The sequence below is a fragment of the Hoeflea sp. genome, from assembly GCF_984452065.1.
On sequence record NZ_CFHWAF010000022.1, the window covers coordinates 1 to 14263 of the forward strand.

Genomic DNA, 14263 nt, shown 5'->3' on the forward strand with positions numbered 1-14263 from the left:
GGGCCGGCGCCGCCGAGAGGCCGGCGGTCAGGGCCGCCGCGCCGAAGACGGTTTTCAGTGCTGTTTTCATGATGTGTCTCCCTTCCAGTTTTTCAGTCGTCGATTGCTTTGTGCGGTCGCCACGGAGGCGGCCCGGGTCGTGATCTGAAGTTGCTCCGGCAACAATCCGCGCGGGCGGATCAGCAACGTAAAAACGATGATAAGGCCGATCAGGATATATTGCAGCGTCCCGGCGTAAATCTGGATATGCGGCGGTGCGAAGCTGGCAAGGCCGAAACCGCTTGCGACCCAGCAGCCCCAGACGACAAATGTTCCGAGCACCGCGCCGCGATTGTTGCCGGCACCGCCGACGATCAGCATGGCCCAGATCTGGAACGTCAGGATCGGCGCCAGATCCTGCGGGCTGATGAAGGCGTAGAACGTCGCATAGAGACCGCCGGCAAGACCCATGACGACGGCGCCGATCACAAAAGCCTCGAGCCTGACACGCGCCGGATCCTTGCCGAGCGCCTTCGCGGCGGTTTCATCCTCGCGGATGGCGCGCAGCAGGCGGCCATAGGGGGAGGCGACAAGACGCGACAGACCGGCGTAAACGGCGACAAGTGCGACAATGACCAGCGCCAGGAAAAACAGATTGTAGACGAACGGATTGCCGATGGTCTCTTCAAGCGGTCTTTCGAAACCGCGAATGCCCTTGGCGCCGCCGCTCAGATAGGTGGCGTTGCGGACAAAGGCCTCCAGAGCAACGGCGATCCCGAATGTGGCGATGGCGAGATAATCGTGCCTGAGCCGTGTTGTCGCGAGTCCGACAATATAAGCCAGCACGCCGGCTGCCGCCGCGCCGCCTGTGAGGGCAACCGGCCAGGCAACGTCAAAACCGCCGAACTCGCCCGCGCGCGCCGGCCCGCCCAGAATGATCATGACATAGGCGCCGATGCCGAAGAAGGCGACGACCCCGCCGTTGAAAATGCCCGCATTGCCCCATTGCAGGTTCAGTCCGAGGACGGCGATCGACAGGATTGCCGTGATCGTCAGGAAGAACATCAGATAGGAGGCGAGCCCGATCATCGTGCCTCCCCGAAAAGGCCGTTGGGGCGCAGATAGAGCGTTGCCAGGATCACCAGGAACGGCACCGCCGGCTTGTAGCCGGCCGGCAGCAGCAGGATGGCGAAGGAGGAGGCCAGGCCGACAATGAAGCCGCCGAGCATCGCGCCGCTGACGCTGCCGAGCCCGCCGACGATGGCGGCGGCAAAAAGCGACAGGACAAGATCGCGGCCCATCACCGGGCTGAGCTGATTGTCCATGGCATAAAGAACGCCGGCAATGGCGGCAAGGCCGCCGCCGATGATCCATGTCAGCCGCACCATGGAGGCCATGGATATGCCGTTGACCTGCGCCAGTGTCGGATTTTCGGCGATTGCCCGCAGGGCGAAGCCGAGCGTCGTGCGGTTCAGGAGCAGATGCAGCGCCGCCATCGCCAGGACCGAAATGCAAAGGATGATAACCTGATCCGGCTTGATGAGAAGCAGCGGGTCGGCGCTGACCATCACCGCGAAGGAGATATCGTCGGAATAGCGTTGCGTGTGCAGGCCGAAAACGAGGGCGATCACGTTGCGCATGATGAGCGCGACACCGAACGACGCGAACACCAGCGTGAGCGGCCCGGCGGTTTCGCGCAGACGACGGAAAACCAGCCGGTCGACAAGAACGGCGGTCAGCCCGGTAATGCCCGCTGCGGCGATGGTCGCGAGCGCCAGTGCGAACGACATAGAGAACGGGCCGATCATCGTCTGAAGCGGCGGTGCGACGGCTGAAAGCACCGCATCGAAGGTCAGCGCGCAATAGGCGCCGACGGACAGCAGCTCCGCATGGGAGAAATTGGCAAAGCGCAGGATATGCATCACCAGCGTAAGGCCGATCGCGCCGAGCGACAGGACCGAACCGACGAGTATGCCGTCAAAGAGGGCCTGGATCATGCCGCCCCCTTCCTGCGGCCGCCGAGATAAATCTCGGCAACGGCCGGATCGTCGAGAATGTCGGCAGCCGGCCCGTCGAGCTGGTTGCGCCCGTCGGCCAGAATATAGGCCCTGTCGGATATGCCGAGCGCCATGCGGGCGTTCTGCTCGACCAGAAGAACCGACACGCCCTTTTGCGCGATGGATCCGATGACGCCGAGCACGTCCTGGCTGGCCTTTGGCGACAGCCCGGCCGTCGGCTCGTCCATGAGGATGATACGCGGCTCGGCGATCATCGCCATGGCGATCGCCAGCATCTGCCGCTGCCCGCCGGAAAGGCCGCCGCCGCGGATATCGCGATGTTCGGCAAGATCGGGAAACAGCGATTGCATCGCCGCAATGCGCTGCTGCGGCGCGGCCCGGCATCGCCGTGCGGCAAGCGCCAGGTTCTGTGCGACCGTCAACGTCGTGAAGATGTTTGCCGTCTGGGGCACGTAGGAGAGGTCGTACCGACCGAGCCTGTCCGGCGCGGTACCGGTGATATCCGATCCGCCGATGCGAATGCCGCCGCCTTCGATCACGATGAGGCCGGCGATCGCTTTGAGGACAGTCGATTTGCCGGCGCCGTTGGGCCCGATCACCGTGACGATCTCGCCGGTGGCGACGTGCAGGGAAAGGCCCTGCACGATCGGCAGGCCGCGCCGGTATCCGGCGGTGAGGTTCGCGACTTCCAGGAAGGGCGCTGCGTCAGCCATCGGCGCTTGCCCCCAGATAGGCGTTGAGCAACATCTCGTTCGACTGCGCGCCTGCCGCGTCGCCCTCGTAGATGATACGCCCGTTCGACATGGCGACGATCTCATGGCAGTGGCGCATGACGAGATCCATGTCATGCTCGATGATCAGAAAGGTGCAGCCGTCCGCATTCAACTGCTCGATCTTCTCGATCAGCACGCCGGTCAGCGTCGGATTGACGCCCGCCGCCGGCTCGTCGAGCATGATCATCTTCGGTGAGCTCATCAGCACACGGGCAAGTTCCAGCAGCTTCTGCTGTCCGCCGGACAACTGCCCCGCCGCTTCGCCCGCCACGCCATCGAGTGTCGTGAAGGCGAGGATTTCCTCCGCCTTTTCCATGATCTCCCGTTCGCGCGCCGCGATCCGTCCACGGGCGATGACGGGAACCCAGAACCGTTCGCCCGGCTGGTCCGGAGCCGCCAGCATGAGGTTTTCAAGCACCGACATCGCGGCAAACGGCTTCGGTATCTGGAATGTGCGGCCGAGTCCGGCATCGTGCACTTCGTTTGCGGCAATACCGTCTATGCGCGAACCGTCAAACAGGATTTCGCCGCCGTCGCAGGCCTGTTCGCCGGCAATGGCATTAAAGAGCGTCGATTTTCCGGCTCCGTTCGGGCCGATCAGCCCGGTGATCGATCCTTCCGCGACCCGCAAGGAAACCGCGTCGACGGCCTGGAACGCGCCGAAGGAGACGCTGACGGAACGGGTTTCGAGCAGGGGACGCGCCGCATCGGTCATGAGGCGTTCCCGAGATTGTACTTCATGATACGCCCGTGTCGGCCGGCCTTGTTCCTTTCCAGGCCGTAGACGGGGCCGGCAGGCCCGCTGCGCCGGTCAAGCACATGGCCGATCGCCGTTTTGTCCTCATCATCAAGCGCAAGGTCGAAGATCGCAACGGTCTCAGCGAGCCTGTCGGCGGTGCGCGCGCCGATGATCACCGCACCGACATGCGGCTGATCAAGCACCCAGCGGCTGGCAACGGCGCTCAAGGTAACACCGTGTTTGTCGGCGGCTGATTTGAGCACGCGCATCAACGACTGAAACAGATCCCAGCCGCCGAATTCGTCGATGATCAGCCGGTATTTCACCAGCGATCTGTTGCCGAACGCATAGCCCGGATCGGCGGTGCCGAGCCATTTCTCGGTCAAAAAGCCGCCGGCGAGCGAGCCGTAAGCGAGGATCTGCATCTGGTGTGCGCCGCACCAGTCGGCGAATGCGCCGGCCGGCCGGTTGTCCAGAAGCGAATACTGAACCTGTGTCGACACGAGATCGAAACCGGCTGTGATGAAGGGCTGCATCGCCGGCTCGTCCCAGTTTGTCGCGCCGAGCAGCCGGATTTTGCCGCGTTTCTGGATATCCTTGAGGCAGTCCAGCACCTCGTATGGTCTGCCGATGGCAAGGTCCCACCAGTAGAACTGGACGAGATCGAGCCGGTCGAGCTTCAGCCGCTTCAGCGAGCGGTCGACAATGGCCTCGATATCGGCGGGCCGCACGGTTTCCAGCCGGTCGAAATCCGGCACCAGCTTGGTGTGGACCTTGATGTCGGCGGCGGCCCGCGCACCGCGATGGACGCGCACGCGGCCGATAAATTCGCCGATCATTTCCTCCACGCCCACATAGATGTCGGCGCAGTCGAATGTGGCGATGCCGGCGTCGAGGAAACGCTCCATGTCCGCGATCGACCGGGCCCGGTCGACCGGGCCGTGGTCGCCGGCAAGCTGCCAGCCGCCCTTGATGATACGCGAGAACGAGTAGCCCGGCCGCAGCGTCGCCGTCTCAGTCATCGTCCCCGGTCTCCTGCCAATAGGGCGTTCCACGTGAGTCCGGCAGGCCCGATGTGCCGGCATGGGTGAAGCGGCGCTTCTTCAGCCGCGTGATGCGGAAGCGGCCGCCGCAATGCGGGTCCGGGCAGGCGATTTCCGCGTCGGTGCTCATCCAGTCATTGTCGTCGGTCACGCGCTGTTTGGCCGGCAGGAAGGGGATCAGCGCGGCGAGCGGATACATCGGAAAATGATTGCGGTCGGGGAAGATGAGGTTCTCGCCCTCGACGAGGAAATAGGAGCCCTCGACATGGTTGCACACCATCGGCTTGTCGCCAGCGACGACCTCCACCTTGAGATCGAAAAGCTCGAAAGGCCTGTCCTCCAACCGATGTTCCCCCGTCTTTTTGTGATATGTTATTTGTGATATCTTATCTCGAAGGGTGCTTTGCGGCGGCTCCAAAGTCAAGTTTTTCAGCCGCGTTCGGTTTTACCGGGTCGCCGGACCGGTTCCGGGAGTTGAACTGTGAGCGAGGACAGCATGGCTGCACTGATCGATATGCCGGCCGGGACCGAAGGCCCGGCCTCGAGCGAGCCGTCGCCGTCGCCGGGCGGTGCGATGCCGGGCCTTGGGCCGGCACGGCAGGTCAATCTGCGCGAGCTGGTCTATGATCAGCTCAAGGACGCTTTCATGGTCGGTTACTTCGCGCCGGGCGACTATCTGAACCTTCGCGAGCTGGCAAAGCGTTTCGAAACCAGCATCACACCGGTGCGCGAGGCCGTCCGCCGTCTTGTGGCCGAGGGTGCGTTGATCGACGCGCCGGGGCGGGCGCTGCGGGTGCCGCCGCTGCGCCGTTCAAGGCTCATCGATCTGAAACAGGCCAGGATCGGCATTGAATCCATGGTCACCGAACTCGCCGCCGAGCGCGCGACGCCGCAGGAACTCGACCGGCTCGAGGCGATCCTTGACGAAGCGGCTGCGCAAAGGCCGAAAACGCCGATCGACGAATTGAAGTCCAACCGGCTTTTTCATTTCACGCTCTATTCAAGCGCCGGCTCACCGACCCTGCTGCGGTTCATCGAAAGCCTCTGGCTGCAATACGGTCCCTTCCTGAACCTTATCCACTATACGATCGACCCGAATATTCATGGCAGTCACAAGGATCATCGGCGCATTATAGCGGCCGCGCGTGACCGGGACGCCGCCGGCGCCAGGGAAGCGCTCGTCACCGATATTTCGCGCTCTTTCGACATTCTCGACGCCTATACGCAAAAGCCGGATTGAGGCGCCCGCCAGCCTCTCCGCATCCATCATGCCGGCCCGTGATTTTTTGCAGTTGCGAAAAGCATTCGGCCGGTCGGCTTGCCCGGCATCGATTGATAAGACAGCACGATGTAACCCGTTGCAGCCAGCTTTATGCTTCAGAATTTCATAATTAAAATCAGATATTTGTAAAAATTCTGCCGTTCTACTAAATTTTTAGTTTGACTTTTTGTCACCAATATTCAGAGAATTTGAAAGCCAGATTTTACTGGCTCTGTGAATTCTCGGGAGGAGACAAGATGCGTAAGTATCTGCTATCCGCAGTGGCGGTCGCGGCTGTGGTTGCGGCCACGTCGTCGGCCCATGCCGACATGGCTGCGGCAAAAAAATGGGTCGACCAGGAATTTCAGCCCTCAGTGCTCAGCAAGGATGAGCAGATGGCTGAGATGGAATGGTTCATGAAAGCCGCCGAACCGTTCGCCGGCATGGAAATCAACGTTCTGTCTGAAGGCATTCCGACGCACTCTTACGAGTCGGAAGTTCTGACGAAGGCCTTCGAGGACATTACCGGCATCAAGGTCAATCACCAGATTCTCGGTGAGGGCGAGGTCGTGCAGGCTGTGCAGACGCAGATGCAGACCAAGCGCAACCTCTACGACGCCTATGTCAACGATTCCGATCTGATCGGCACCCATTCGCGTCTGCAGCTTGCCTACAACCTGTCCGACTGGATGGAAGGCGCGGGCAAGGACGTCACGAATCCGGGCCTCGATCTGGACGACTTCATGGGAACCCAGTTCACCACCGGACCGGATGGCGATCTGTATCAGCTTCCCGATCAGCAGTTTGCCAACCTTTACTGGTTCCGCAAGGACTGGTTCGACCGTCCGGACCTGCAGGAGGCTTTCAAGGCGGAATACGGCTACGATCTCGGCGTTCCGGTCAATTGGTCCGCCTATGAGGACATCGCCGAATTCTTCTCCGAGGACGTCAAGGAAATCGACGGCGTCCAGATTTACGGGCACATGGATTACGGCAAGCGCGCACCTGACCTTGGATGGCGCATGACCGATGCCTGGCTGTCCATGGCCGGCGCCGGCTCCAAGGGCGAGCCGAACGGCATCCCCATCGACGAATGGGGCATCCGTATGGAGGAAGGCACCTGTAACCCTGTTGGCGCGTCCGTCTCCCGTGGCGGAGCGGCAAACGGTCCTGCCGCCGTCTACGCGATCCGCAAATGGGACGAGTGGCTGCGCAACTACGCACCTCCGGGAGCCGCTTCCTTCGACTTCTACCAGTCCCTGCCGGCGCTCAGCCAGGGCAATGTCGCCCAGCAGATCTTCTGGTACACGGCCTTTACCGCAGACATGGTCAAGCCGAAGTCGGAAGGCAACAACACGGTTGATGACGCGGGCAACCCGTTGTGGCGTATGGCTCCGTCACCGCACGGCCCCTATTGGGAGGAGGGCCAGAAGGTCGGCTATCAGGATGTGGGTTCCTGGACCATCCTGAAGTCCACGCCGGAAGACCGCGCCAAGGCGGCCTGGCTCTATGCCCAGTTCGTTGTGTCAAAAACCGTCGACACCAAGAAGTCCCATGTGGGTCTGACCTTCATCCGCGACAGCACGGTGAACCATGAATCCTTCACCGAGCGCGCGCCGAAGCTCGGCGGTCTGGTCGAGTTCTATCGCTCGCCTGACCGGGTCGCATGGTCGCCGACCGGCATCAACGTGCCGGACTATCCGAAGCTCGCCCAGATCTGGTGGCAGCAGATCGGTGACGTGAACTCCGGCGCCTTCACGCCGCAGGAAGCCATGGACCGGCTTGCAGAGGAAATGGACATCACCATGGCCCGTATGCAGGCAGCCGACGAGCAGGCCAATGTCTATGGCGGCTGCGGCCCGCGCCTCAACGAGCCGAAAGATGCGGCCTACTGGTATGCCAACGGAGGCGCCAAGCCGCCGCTGGACAACGAGAAGCCGCAGGGCGTGACGGTCAATTACGATGACCTCGTCGCCCGCTGGGCCGCGCAATAGCGCTCTTTCTGTCGCGCCCATATTCCTCCGGGCCGACCGCGCCGGGACCCTCGGGTCCCGGCACTTGCTAGAAACGATTTCCGACGAAGGGCGCCCGATTTGCGGGGGACGCATTCATGGCACTGGAACTGAACAACGTCACCAAGCGAGTCGGTGCGGATATTCACATCAAGGAGACCAATCTGCGTCTCGAAACGGGTCACTTCAACGTTCTTCTTGGTGAAACCGGTGCCGGCAAGACATCGCTCATCAAGCTCATGGCCGGGCTGGATCGGGCTGCAACCGGCAGCATTGTGATGGACGGACGCGATGTCACGAACCTCACCACCCAGAAACGCAATATCAGTCTCGTCCATCAGTTTTTCGTCAACTACCCGCACATGTCCGTCTTCGACAATATCGCTTCGCCGCTCAAAGTCGCCGGCATGGCGAAATCCGAAATCGAGGGCCGGGTCGAAGAGGCGGCCGACATCCTGCAATTGCGCCCGATGCTGCACCGGCGTCCGAGCGAACTGTCCGGCGGCCAGCAGCAGCGCACGGCGCTTGCCCGGGCGATCGCCAAACAGGCCGACGCGGTGTTTCTCGACGAACCGCTCGCAAATCTCGACTACAAGCTGCGCGAGGAACTGCGCGACCAGCTGCCGGAACTCTTTGCCGGGCGCGGCGCTGTTGTTGTCTATGCGACGTCCGAGCCCGAAGAGGCGCTGATGCTCGGCGGCTATACCGGGCTGATGGATGACGGCCGCGTCGTTCAGTTCGGCCGAACCGCCGAAATCTACCGCAATCCGAGGGACCTCGTATCGGCGGCGGTTTTTTCCGATCCGCCGATCAACACCGCCCCGATCCGCAAGGAGGGTCGTGAGGCGCGTCTCAATGCCAATGTGCGCTGGGATTTGACCGGCGCGGCGGCGGACCTGGCGGATGGCAATTATACCGTTGCCATCCGCCCCAACCATGTCACGCCGGTCAAGACCTCGGACGCACTCGTTCCGATGATGGGAACGGTGCAGGTGACGGAGCTCAGCGGCTCGGAAAGCAGCGCCCATTTCCTTCTCGGCGATGAAAGCTGGGTTTCGCTGGCTCCGGGCGTGCACCCCTATCGCGTCGGCGAGGATCACCAGTTCTTCATGGATCCGTCCCGGTGCTTTTATTTCGCGCCTGACGGCGCGCTGGTCGCATAGGGGCGGTCGGCATGGCGAAAATCACTCTGTCGAAACTGCGTCACAGCTACCTGCCCGAGCCGGCGGGCCCCGAGGATTATGCCCTCAAGGAAATCGATCTCGACTGGCAGGATGGCGGCGCATACGCGCTGCTCGGCCCGTCCGGCTGCGGTAAGTCGACATTGCTCAACATCATTTCCGGTCTCATTGAACCCTCCGAGGGTCATATCCTCTTCGATGGCGAGGATGTGACCGCGCTGCCGCCCGCCCGGCGCAACATCGCGCAGGTGTTCCAGTTCCCGGTCATCTACGACACCATGACCGTCTACGACAATCTTGCCTTTCCGCTGCGAAACAGGCGGGTGCCGGAGGCGACGGTGGCTGAACGCGTGCATGAGATCGCCGGCATGCTGGAAGTGACCGATATGCTGCAGACGCGCGCCTCGGGCCTGTCGCCCGACAACAAGCAGAAGATTTCGATGGGCCGCGGCCTGGTGCGCGACGACGTCAATGTCATCATGTTTGACGAGCCGCTCACCGTGATCGATCCGCATCTCAAATGGAAGCTGCGCTCCAAGCTCAAGGAGCTGCACCAGCGCGTCAGGGCGACGATGATCTACGTCACCCACGACCAGACCGAAGCGCTGACCTTTGCGGATCAGGTGGTTGTGATGCAGGAGGGCGAAATCGTCCAGATCGGTACGCCCATCGAACTTTTCGATCGCCCGGCCCACACCTTTGTCGGTCACTTCATCGGCTCGCCGGGTATGAATGTCCTGCCCTGCGAAGTCCGCGACGGCGGTGCGTTCCTGGGCGGAAATTCCATCGCGCTTGAGGGGGCGATCTCCGACGGCGCCGGCATGACCCAGATCGGCGTCCGCCCGGAATTCGTCTCGATTGAAGATGACGGGCTCGCGGCCACCGTGCGCAAGGTTTCCGATGTCGGCCGCCACTACGTGGTTGAGGCGATGGTCGGCGACAACCGCGTCAATGCCATTGTCGATGAGGCCGCGCCCGAACAGGGCGAGACCGTGCACCTGCAATTCGAGCCGGCGCAGACACGCCTTTACCGCGATGGCTGGATCGCCAGCACAGCCGGGGAGACGGCGGCATGAAGGTTGAAAACCAGAAGGCCTGGTATTTTGTCATGCCCGTGCTCCTGCTCGTGGCATTCAACGCGCTGATCCCGATGATGACCGTCGTCAATTATTCGGTTCAGGAAACCTTCGGCGACAATCTGTTTTTCTGGCAGGGGCTCGACTGGTTCGAGCAATTGCTCCGGTCCGACCGCTTCCACGCGGCGCTGGGGCGTCAGTTCCTGTTCACCGGCACGATCCTGGCAATCGAGGTGCCGCTCGGCGTGATCATCGCGCTCGCCATGCCGCGAAAAGGGTTCTGGGTGCCGGTCTGCCTTGTCACCATGTCGCTGCCGATGCTCATTCCGTGGAACGTTGTCGGCGCCATGTGGAACATCTTCACGCTGCCCGATATCGGTCTGCTCGGTTACGTGATGAATCATGTGCTGGGCATCAACTACAACATGACCCAGGACCCGCTCGCCGCCTGGATCACCATCATCGTCATGGATGTGTGGCACTGGACGTCGCTGGTCGCGCTGCTCTCCTATGCCGGCCTGGTTTCGATCCCGGGTGCCTATTATCAGGCGGCGAAGATCGACGGCGCATCGCCCTGGTCCGTGTTTCGCTATATCCAGCTGCCGAAGATGAAACAGGTGCTGATCATCGCGGTCCTGCTGCGCTTCATGGATAGTTTCAACATCTATACCGAACCGTTTGTCCTGACCGGCGGCGGCCCCGGAAACTCGACGACGCTGCTGTCGATCGATCTTGAGAAGATGGCGCTCGGTCAGTTCGACCTCGGTCCGGCGGCGGCCATGTCGCTCATCTATTTCGCCATCACACTGCTCGCGTCCTGGCTGTTCTACACGCTGATGACCCGGGACAACGCGCGGTAGGGAAGGTATCATGCGCAAGAGAAACTGGATCGTTATCCTCTATATCCTCTTCCTGCTCCTGCCGATCTACTGGCTGGTGGCGATGAGCTTCAAGACAACCGGCGAGATATTGTCCGGCTTCTCGCTCTTTCCCCAGACATGGACCTTCGACAATTACCGGGTGATCTTCACCGATCCCTCCTGGTATTGGGGCTATATCAATTCAATCGCCTATGTTTCGCTCAACACGGTGATATCGATCGCCGTCGCGCTGCCGGCGGCCTATGCCTTCTCGCGCTACCGGTTTCTCGGCGACAAACAGCTGTTCTTCTGGCTGCTGACAAACCGCATGGCACCGGCCGCCGTCTTCGCGCTGCCCTTCTTTCAGCTCTATTCCGCGGTCGGCCTGTTCGACACCTATTGGGCGGTGGCCTTGGCGCACTGCCTGTTCAACATTCCGCTCGCGGTCTGGATCCTGGAAGGCTTCATGAGCGGCGTGCCCAAGGAACTCGATGAGACGGCCTATGTCGACGGCTATTCCTTCCCGCGCTTCTTCGTGACGATCTTCCTGCCGACGATCAGCGCCGGCGTGGGCGTCGCCGCCTTCTTCTGCTTCATGTTCTCCTGGGTGGAACTGCTGCTCGCCAAGACGCTGACGGCCGTTGCCGCGAAGCCGATTGCCGCGACCATGACCAAGACCGCCTCGAGCGCCGGCTATGAGCTCGGCCTTCTGGCCGCCGCCGGCACCCTGACGATCATCCCCGGCGCGATCGTCATCTATTTTGTCCGCAACTATATCGCCAAGGGCTTCGCCCTGGGGAGGGTGTAATGCTCAGCTGGATGGCCTGGACCTGGCCGACCGCCCTGGTTTTCATCGGTATTTTTTCGGCAATGGCCGTCTTGACCGTGCTTGAGATCAGGCATCCGGGGGGCGACGAGCGCAAGGGCGTGCTTGGCCTCGTGACGACGCGCGGCGACCGTCTCTTCATATCGCTCCTCGGCTCCGTCTACATATTCCTGGCCTGGCTCGGCCTCATGGGCATGCCGCTCTGGGCGCCGCTTTTTATCGCCATCGCCTGGTGTGTGTTCTGTTTCTGGAAGGTGTAGGACCGGTGCGGGAACACGGCCTCGAACACATGATTCCCGTACAAAGTCCGCCGGCTCCGTGCGTGCCGTGGACAAAAACCGCTTGGAGAAACGAAAGTTTTAGTCTGTACTGTCGGCACGCGCGGTTTGTCTTTGGACGGGATGATCGATGAGACAAAAGAAGAAAGCCGAATTTCTGACAGAGGTTGAACTCGAATTCATGACCCGTCTTTGGGAACTTGGCGAGGGAACCGTGCGTGATGTCCTGGTCAGGCTCGCGCCCGACAGGAACCTGGCCTACACGTCTGCGGCGACGATCATGAGAATCCTTGAGCAGAAGGGGTTCGTTACCAGCACGAAACAGGGGAAAACATTCGTCTACAGGGCGCTTTTGTCAAAGGATGCCTACCAGACCCGATCCTTGAAGGATCTTTCCGAGAAGCTCTTCGACAATACGCCGGCCTCACTGGTGGCGCGGCTTGTCGACGACGCCAACCTGTCGAAGGACGCGCTGAACGAAATCCGCGAGTTGCTCGATAGGAGGTTGAAAAATGATACAGACTAGCGCTGTCCTCGACGCCTATATCAACATGAACATCCTGCTGGCATTTGCCTTCGGCCTGTGGTTCCTCGCGCGTCTCTGTCTCAATGCGCTCGGCATGCGCCATGCCTATGTCACACAGCTCCGCCTGCTCAACGGCCTGTTCATCGCCGTCGCGGCGAGCCCGCTCATTGCCGCCGGCGTCGCGCTGTTCCTGAAGGCCGGGTTTCTGTCGGACGGCTTCTCGATGACACTGTCCGACTTCATCGTCGCCCAGTACCTCCAGGGCCGGCTGGAAATGAACCCGTCGCAGCTGGAATCCTTCCTCGGCCTCCACAACACCGTGACCAGCGATCTCGTCAATCTTGACAGCCGTCTCGGACTGATCGTCACCGCGTTTCTCATCACCGGCATGCTGTTCTTCTCGGCCCGCCTCATTGTCAGTTTTCGCCGCCTGCACAGGATCATCGAAAACAGCTATTCCTGGCGCCGCTTCGGCAATCTGCATCTGCGCATTTCCGACACCACACGCGTGCCGTTTTCGACCCGCACGCTGCGCCGCCGTTACGTCGTCATCCCGTCCAGCATGCTGGCCAACAGCGAGGACGTCAGGATGGCGCTCGGCCATGAATTCCAGCATCTGCGCCAATACGACATCGAGTGGGAACTGGCGCTCGAGTTCCTGCGTCCGTTCTTTTTCTGGAACCCGGTTTACTACCTCTGGAAGCGTCAGGTTGAACATCTGCGCGAACTTTCCTGCGACCAGCGTGTCCTCGCCCGCAGGCACTACACGATCGAAGCCTATTGTGAGTGCCTGCTGCGCGCCTGCCAGAACAGCATGCGCACCGATCGGGTGTTTTCCGTGTCGCTTCCAAAGGTGGCCCTGGTGAAATCCGACCGTTCGCTCTTCGGCAACAGCCCGGCCATCGTCCTGCGCCGGCGTCTCGTGTCCCTCTTCGAAGGCAGTGTCGAACGCAACCGCATCTCGGCGCTGGTCGCCCTGATGATCCCGCTTCTGGCGATGGTGGCCGTCACGACGATTGCCATCCAGCGGCCCAATGACTGGAGCCAGGACCGCATCATGCTGGCGACCATCATCAACCTGGAACGGCTTGCCGTGCGCAACAGCCTCGCAACGCCGCCGACCTGGTAGGCCGGTTACTGATCGTAAAGGTGGTCTATGCCGACGCCTTTTCCTTCTCGGGGTCGACCCCCGTCCAGGCCGTGCGGTCGATGTCGAGGTCCGGGAATTCGTCCGGATTGAAAACCGGCCGCTGGATGCCGGCATCGATCTGGTTTCGGAAGTCCTTCAGGATGCGCAGGCAGGTCGGAAGCAGCATGATAATCACCACCAGATTGACCACGGCGAGGATTCCCATCACCGGATCGGAGAAGAAAAAGACCGCCGTCGCGCCGGGTGCCGTGGCGCCCAGAAATACGATACAGATGACGAAAACCCGCAGCACGTTGATGGCGAGCGGGTTCTTTGTCATGAAGGACAGTGCGTTCTCGCCAAGATAGTAGTTGTAGATGATCGAACTGAAAGCGAAGAGCAGGATCATCAAAGACAGGAAATATTGCGACCAGCCTCCGAGATGCCACACGAGCGACTGCTGGGTAAGCGCAATTCCATCGACGCCTTCCGCGCCCGGAACATAGACGCCGCCCAGAAGAATGACGAAGGCCGTGCAACTGCAGATAAAGATCGTATCGAT

16 protein-coding genes are annotated in these 14263 nt (G+C 61.3%); 9 read left to right on the plus strand and 7 right to left on the minus strand.

Annotated elements, in window-relative coordinates:
• Positions 1-66 precede the first annotated feature (66 nt).
• Genes AC5E6N_RS06315 through AC5E6N_RS06340 form a run of 6 tightly spaced genes read right to left on the minus strand, consistent with a single transcriptional unit; the run spans position 67 to position 4895 of the window.
• Positions 67-1068 carry a branched-chain amino acid ABC transporter permease gene (locus AC5E6N_RS06315; protein WP_491747019.1) on the minus strand — a complete coding sequence of 334 codons (1002 nt, stop codon included), beginning with the start codon at positions 1066-1068 and terminating at the stop codon, positions 67-69.
• Positions 1065-1976, minus strand: coding sequence for a branched-chain amino acid ABC transporter permease (locus AC5E6N_RS06320; protein ID WP_491747020.1), 912 nt, complete (start codon positions 1974-1976; stop codon positions 1065-1067). Before AC5E6N_RS06320 ends, AC5E6N_RS06315 begins: the two co-directional genes overlap by 4 nt.
• Positions 1973-2710 carry an ABC transporter ATP-binding protein gene (locus tag AC5E6N_RS06325; RefSeq protein WP_491747021.1) on the minus strand — a complete coding sequence of 246 codons (738 nt, stop codon included), beginning with the start codon at positions 2708-2710 and terminating at the stop codon, positions 1973-1975. The genes AC5E6N_RS06320 and AC5E6N_RS06325 overlap by 4 nt, the downstream gene beginning before the upstream one ends.
• Positions 2703-3485: an ABC transporter ATP-binding protein gene (locus AC5E6N_RS06330; RefSeq protein ID WP_491747022.1), complete on the minus strand. Its 783-nt coding sequence runs from the start codon at positions 3483-3485 to the stop codon at positions 2703-2705. Before AC5E6N_RS06330 ends, AC5E6N_RS06325 begins: the two co-directional genes overlap by 8 nt.
• Entirely contained in the window at positions 3482-4531 is a 1050-nt protein-coding gene (locus AC5E6N_RS06335; protein WP_491747023.1) for an aldo/keto reductase, read from the minus strand. The genes AC5E6N_RS06330 and AC5E6N_RS06335 overlap by 4 nt, the downstream gene beginning before the upstream one ends.
• The gene (locus tag AC5E6N_RS06340; RefSeq protein ID WP_491747024.1) at positions 4524-4895 is read right to left on the minus strand and encodes a TIGR04076 family protein; all 372 of its coding nucleotides are present in this window, start codon (positions 4893-4895) and stop codon (positions 4524-4526) included. The genes AC5E6N_RS06335 and AC5E6N_RS06340 overlap by 8 nt, the downstream gene beginning before the upstream one ends.
• A gap of 138 nt (positions 4896-5033) precedes the next feature.
• Between AC5E6N_RS06340 and AC5E6N_RS06345 the strand changes: the two genes are divergently transcribed.
• The 9 genes from AC5E6N_RS06345 to AC5E6N_RS06385 all read left to right on the plus strand — a co-directional run bounded on the left by AC5E6N_RS06345 (position 5034) and on the right by AC5E6N_RS06385 (position 13701).
• Entirely contained in the window at positions 5034-5792 is a 759-nt protein-coding gene (locus AC5E6N_RS06345; RefSeq protein ID WP_491747025.1) for a GntR family transcriptional regulator, read from the plus strand.
• Between the two features lie 278 nt (positions 5793-6070).
• Positions 6071-7807, plus strand: coding sequence for an ABC transporter substrate-binding protein (locus AC5E6N_RS06350; protein WP_491747026.1), 1737 nt, complete (start codon positions 6071-6073; stop codon positions 7805-7807).
• Positions 7808-7923: 116 nt separating this feature from the next.
• The gene (locus tag AC5E6N_RS06355; protein ID WP_491747027.1) at positions 7924-8988 is read left to right on the plus strand and encodes an ABC transporter ATP-binding protein; all 1065 of its coding nucleotides are present in this window, start codon (positions 7924-7926) and stop codon (positions 8986-8988) included.
• A gap of 11 nt (positions 8989-8999) precedes the next feature.
• Positions 9000-10082, plus strand: a complete 1083-nt coding sequence (locus AC5E6N_RS06360; RefSeq protein WP_491747028.1) for an ABC transporter ATP-binding protein — start codon at positions 9000-9002, stop codon at positions 10080-10082.
• Positions 10079-10942, plus strand: coding sequence for a carbohydrate ABC transporter permease (locus AC5E6N_RS06365; RefSeq protein WP_491747029.1), 864 nt, complete (start codon positions 10079-10081; stop codon positions 10940-10942). Before AC5E6N_RS06360 ends, AC5E6N_RS06365 begins: the two co-directional genes overlap by 4 nt.
• Before the next feature lie 10 nt (positions 10943-10952).
• On the plus strand, positions 10953-11750 hold the full coding sequence (locus tag AC5E6N_RS06370) for a carbohydrate ABC transporter permease (RefSeq protein WP_491689214.1): 798 nt from the start codon (positions 10953-10955) through the stop codon (positions 11748-11750).
• Entirely contained in the window at positions 11750-12028 is a 279-nt protein-coding gene (locus AC5E6N_RS06375) for a DUF2160 domain-containing protein (RefSeq protein ID WP_491747030.1), read from the plus strand. The genes AC5E6N_RS06370 and AC5E6N_RS06375 overlap by 1 nt, the downstream gene beginning before the upstream one ends.
• A gap of 148 nt (positions 12029-12176) precedes the next feature.
• Entirely contained in the window at positions 12177-12572 is a 396-nt protein-coding gene (locus tag AC5E6N_RS06380; protein ID WP_491747031.1) for a BlaI/MecI/CopY family transcriptional regulator, read from the plus strand.
• Positions 12559-13701: a M56 family metallopeptidase gene (locus tag AC5E6N_RS06385; RefSeq protein WP_491747032.1), complete on the plus strand. Its 1143-nt coding sequence runs from the start codon at positions 12559-12561 to the stop codon at positions 13699-13701. Before AC5E6N_RS06380 ends, AC5E6N_RS06385 begins: the two co-directional genes overlap by 14 nt.
• 25 nt (positions 13702-13726) lie before the next feature.
• On the opposite strand, the gene AC5E6N_RS06390 is transcribed toward AC5E6N_RS06385, so the two are convergent.
• The coding region (locus AC5E6N_RS06390; protein ID WP_491747033.1) for an alanine:cation symporter family protein at positions 13727-14263 on the minus strand (537 nt) is incomplete at its 5' end.

Excerpts from the sequence above, each read along its gene's own strand:
- AC5E6N_RS06315 (WP_491747019.1), bottom strand. The coding sequence starts at position 1,068 with ATGATCGGGCTCGCCTCCTATCTGATGTTCTTCCTGACGATCACGGCA.
- AC5E6N_RS06320 (WP_491747020.1), bottom strand. The coding sequence starts at position 1,976 with ATGATCCAGGCCCTCTTTGACGGCATACTCGTCGGTTCGGTCCTGTCG.
- AC5E6N_RS06325 (WP_491747021.1), bottom strand. The coding sequence starts at position 2,710 with ATGGCTGACGCAGCGCCCTTCCTGGAAGTCGCGAACCTCACCGCCGGA.
- AC5E6N_RS06330 (WP_491747022.1), bottom strand. The coding sequence starts at position 3,485 with ATGACCGATGCGGCGCGTCCCCTGCTCGAAACCCGTTCCGTCAGCGTC.
- AC5E6N_RS06335 (WP_491747023.1), bottom strand. The coding sequence starts at position 4,531 with ATGACTGAGACGGCGACGCTGCGGCCGGGCTACTCGTTCTCGCGTATC.
- AC5E6N_RS06350 (WP_491747026.1), top strand. The coding sequence starts at position 6,071 with ATGCGTAAGTATCTGCTATCCGCAGTGGCGGTCGCGGCTGTGGTTGCG.
- AC5E6N_RS06355 (WP_491747027.1), top strand. The coding sequence starts at position 7,924 with ATGGCACTGGAACTGAACAACGTCACCAAGCGAGTCGGTGCGGATATT.
- AC5E6N_RS06360 (WP_491747028.1), top strand. The coding sequence starts at position 9,000 with ATGGCGAAAATCACTCTGTCGAAACTGCGTCACAGCTACCTGCCCGAG.
- AC5E6N_RS06365 (WP_491747029.1), top strand. The coding sequence starts at position 10,079 with ATGAAGGTTGAAAACCAGAAGGCCTGGTATTTTGTCATGCCCGTGCTC.
- AC5E6N_RS06370 (WP_491689214.1), top strand. The coding sequence starts at position 10,953 with ATGCGCAAGAGAAACTGGATCGTTATCCTCTATATCCTCTTCCTGCTC.
- AC5E6N_RS06375 (WP_491747030.1), top strand. The coding sequence starts at position 11,750 with ATGCTCAGCTGGATGGCCTGGACCTGGCCGACCGCCCTGGTTTTCATC.
- AC5E6N_RS06380 (WP_491747031.1), top strand. The coding sequence starts at position 12,177 with ATGAGACAAAAGAAGAAAGCCGAATTTCTGACAGAGGTTGAACTCGAA.
- AC5E6N_RS06385 (WP_491747032.1), top strand. The coding sequence starts at position 12,559 with ATGATACAGACTAGCGCTGTCCTCGACGCCTATATCAACATGAACATC.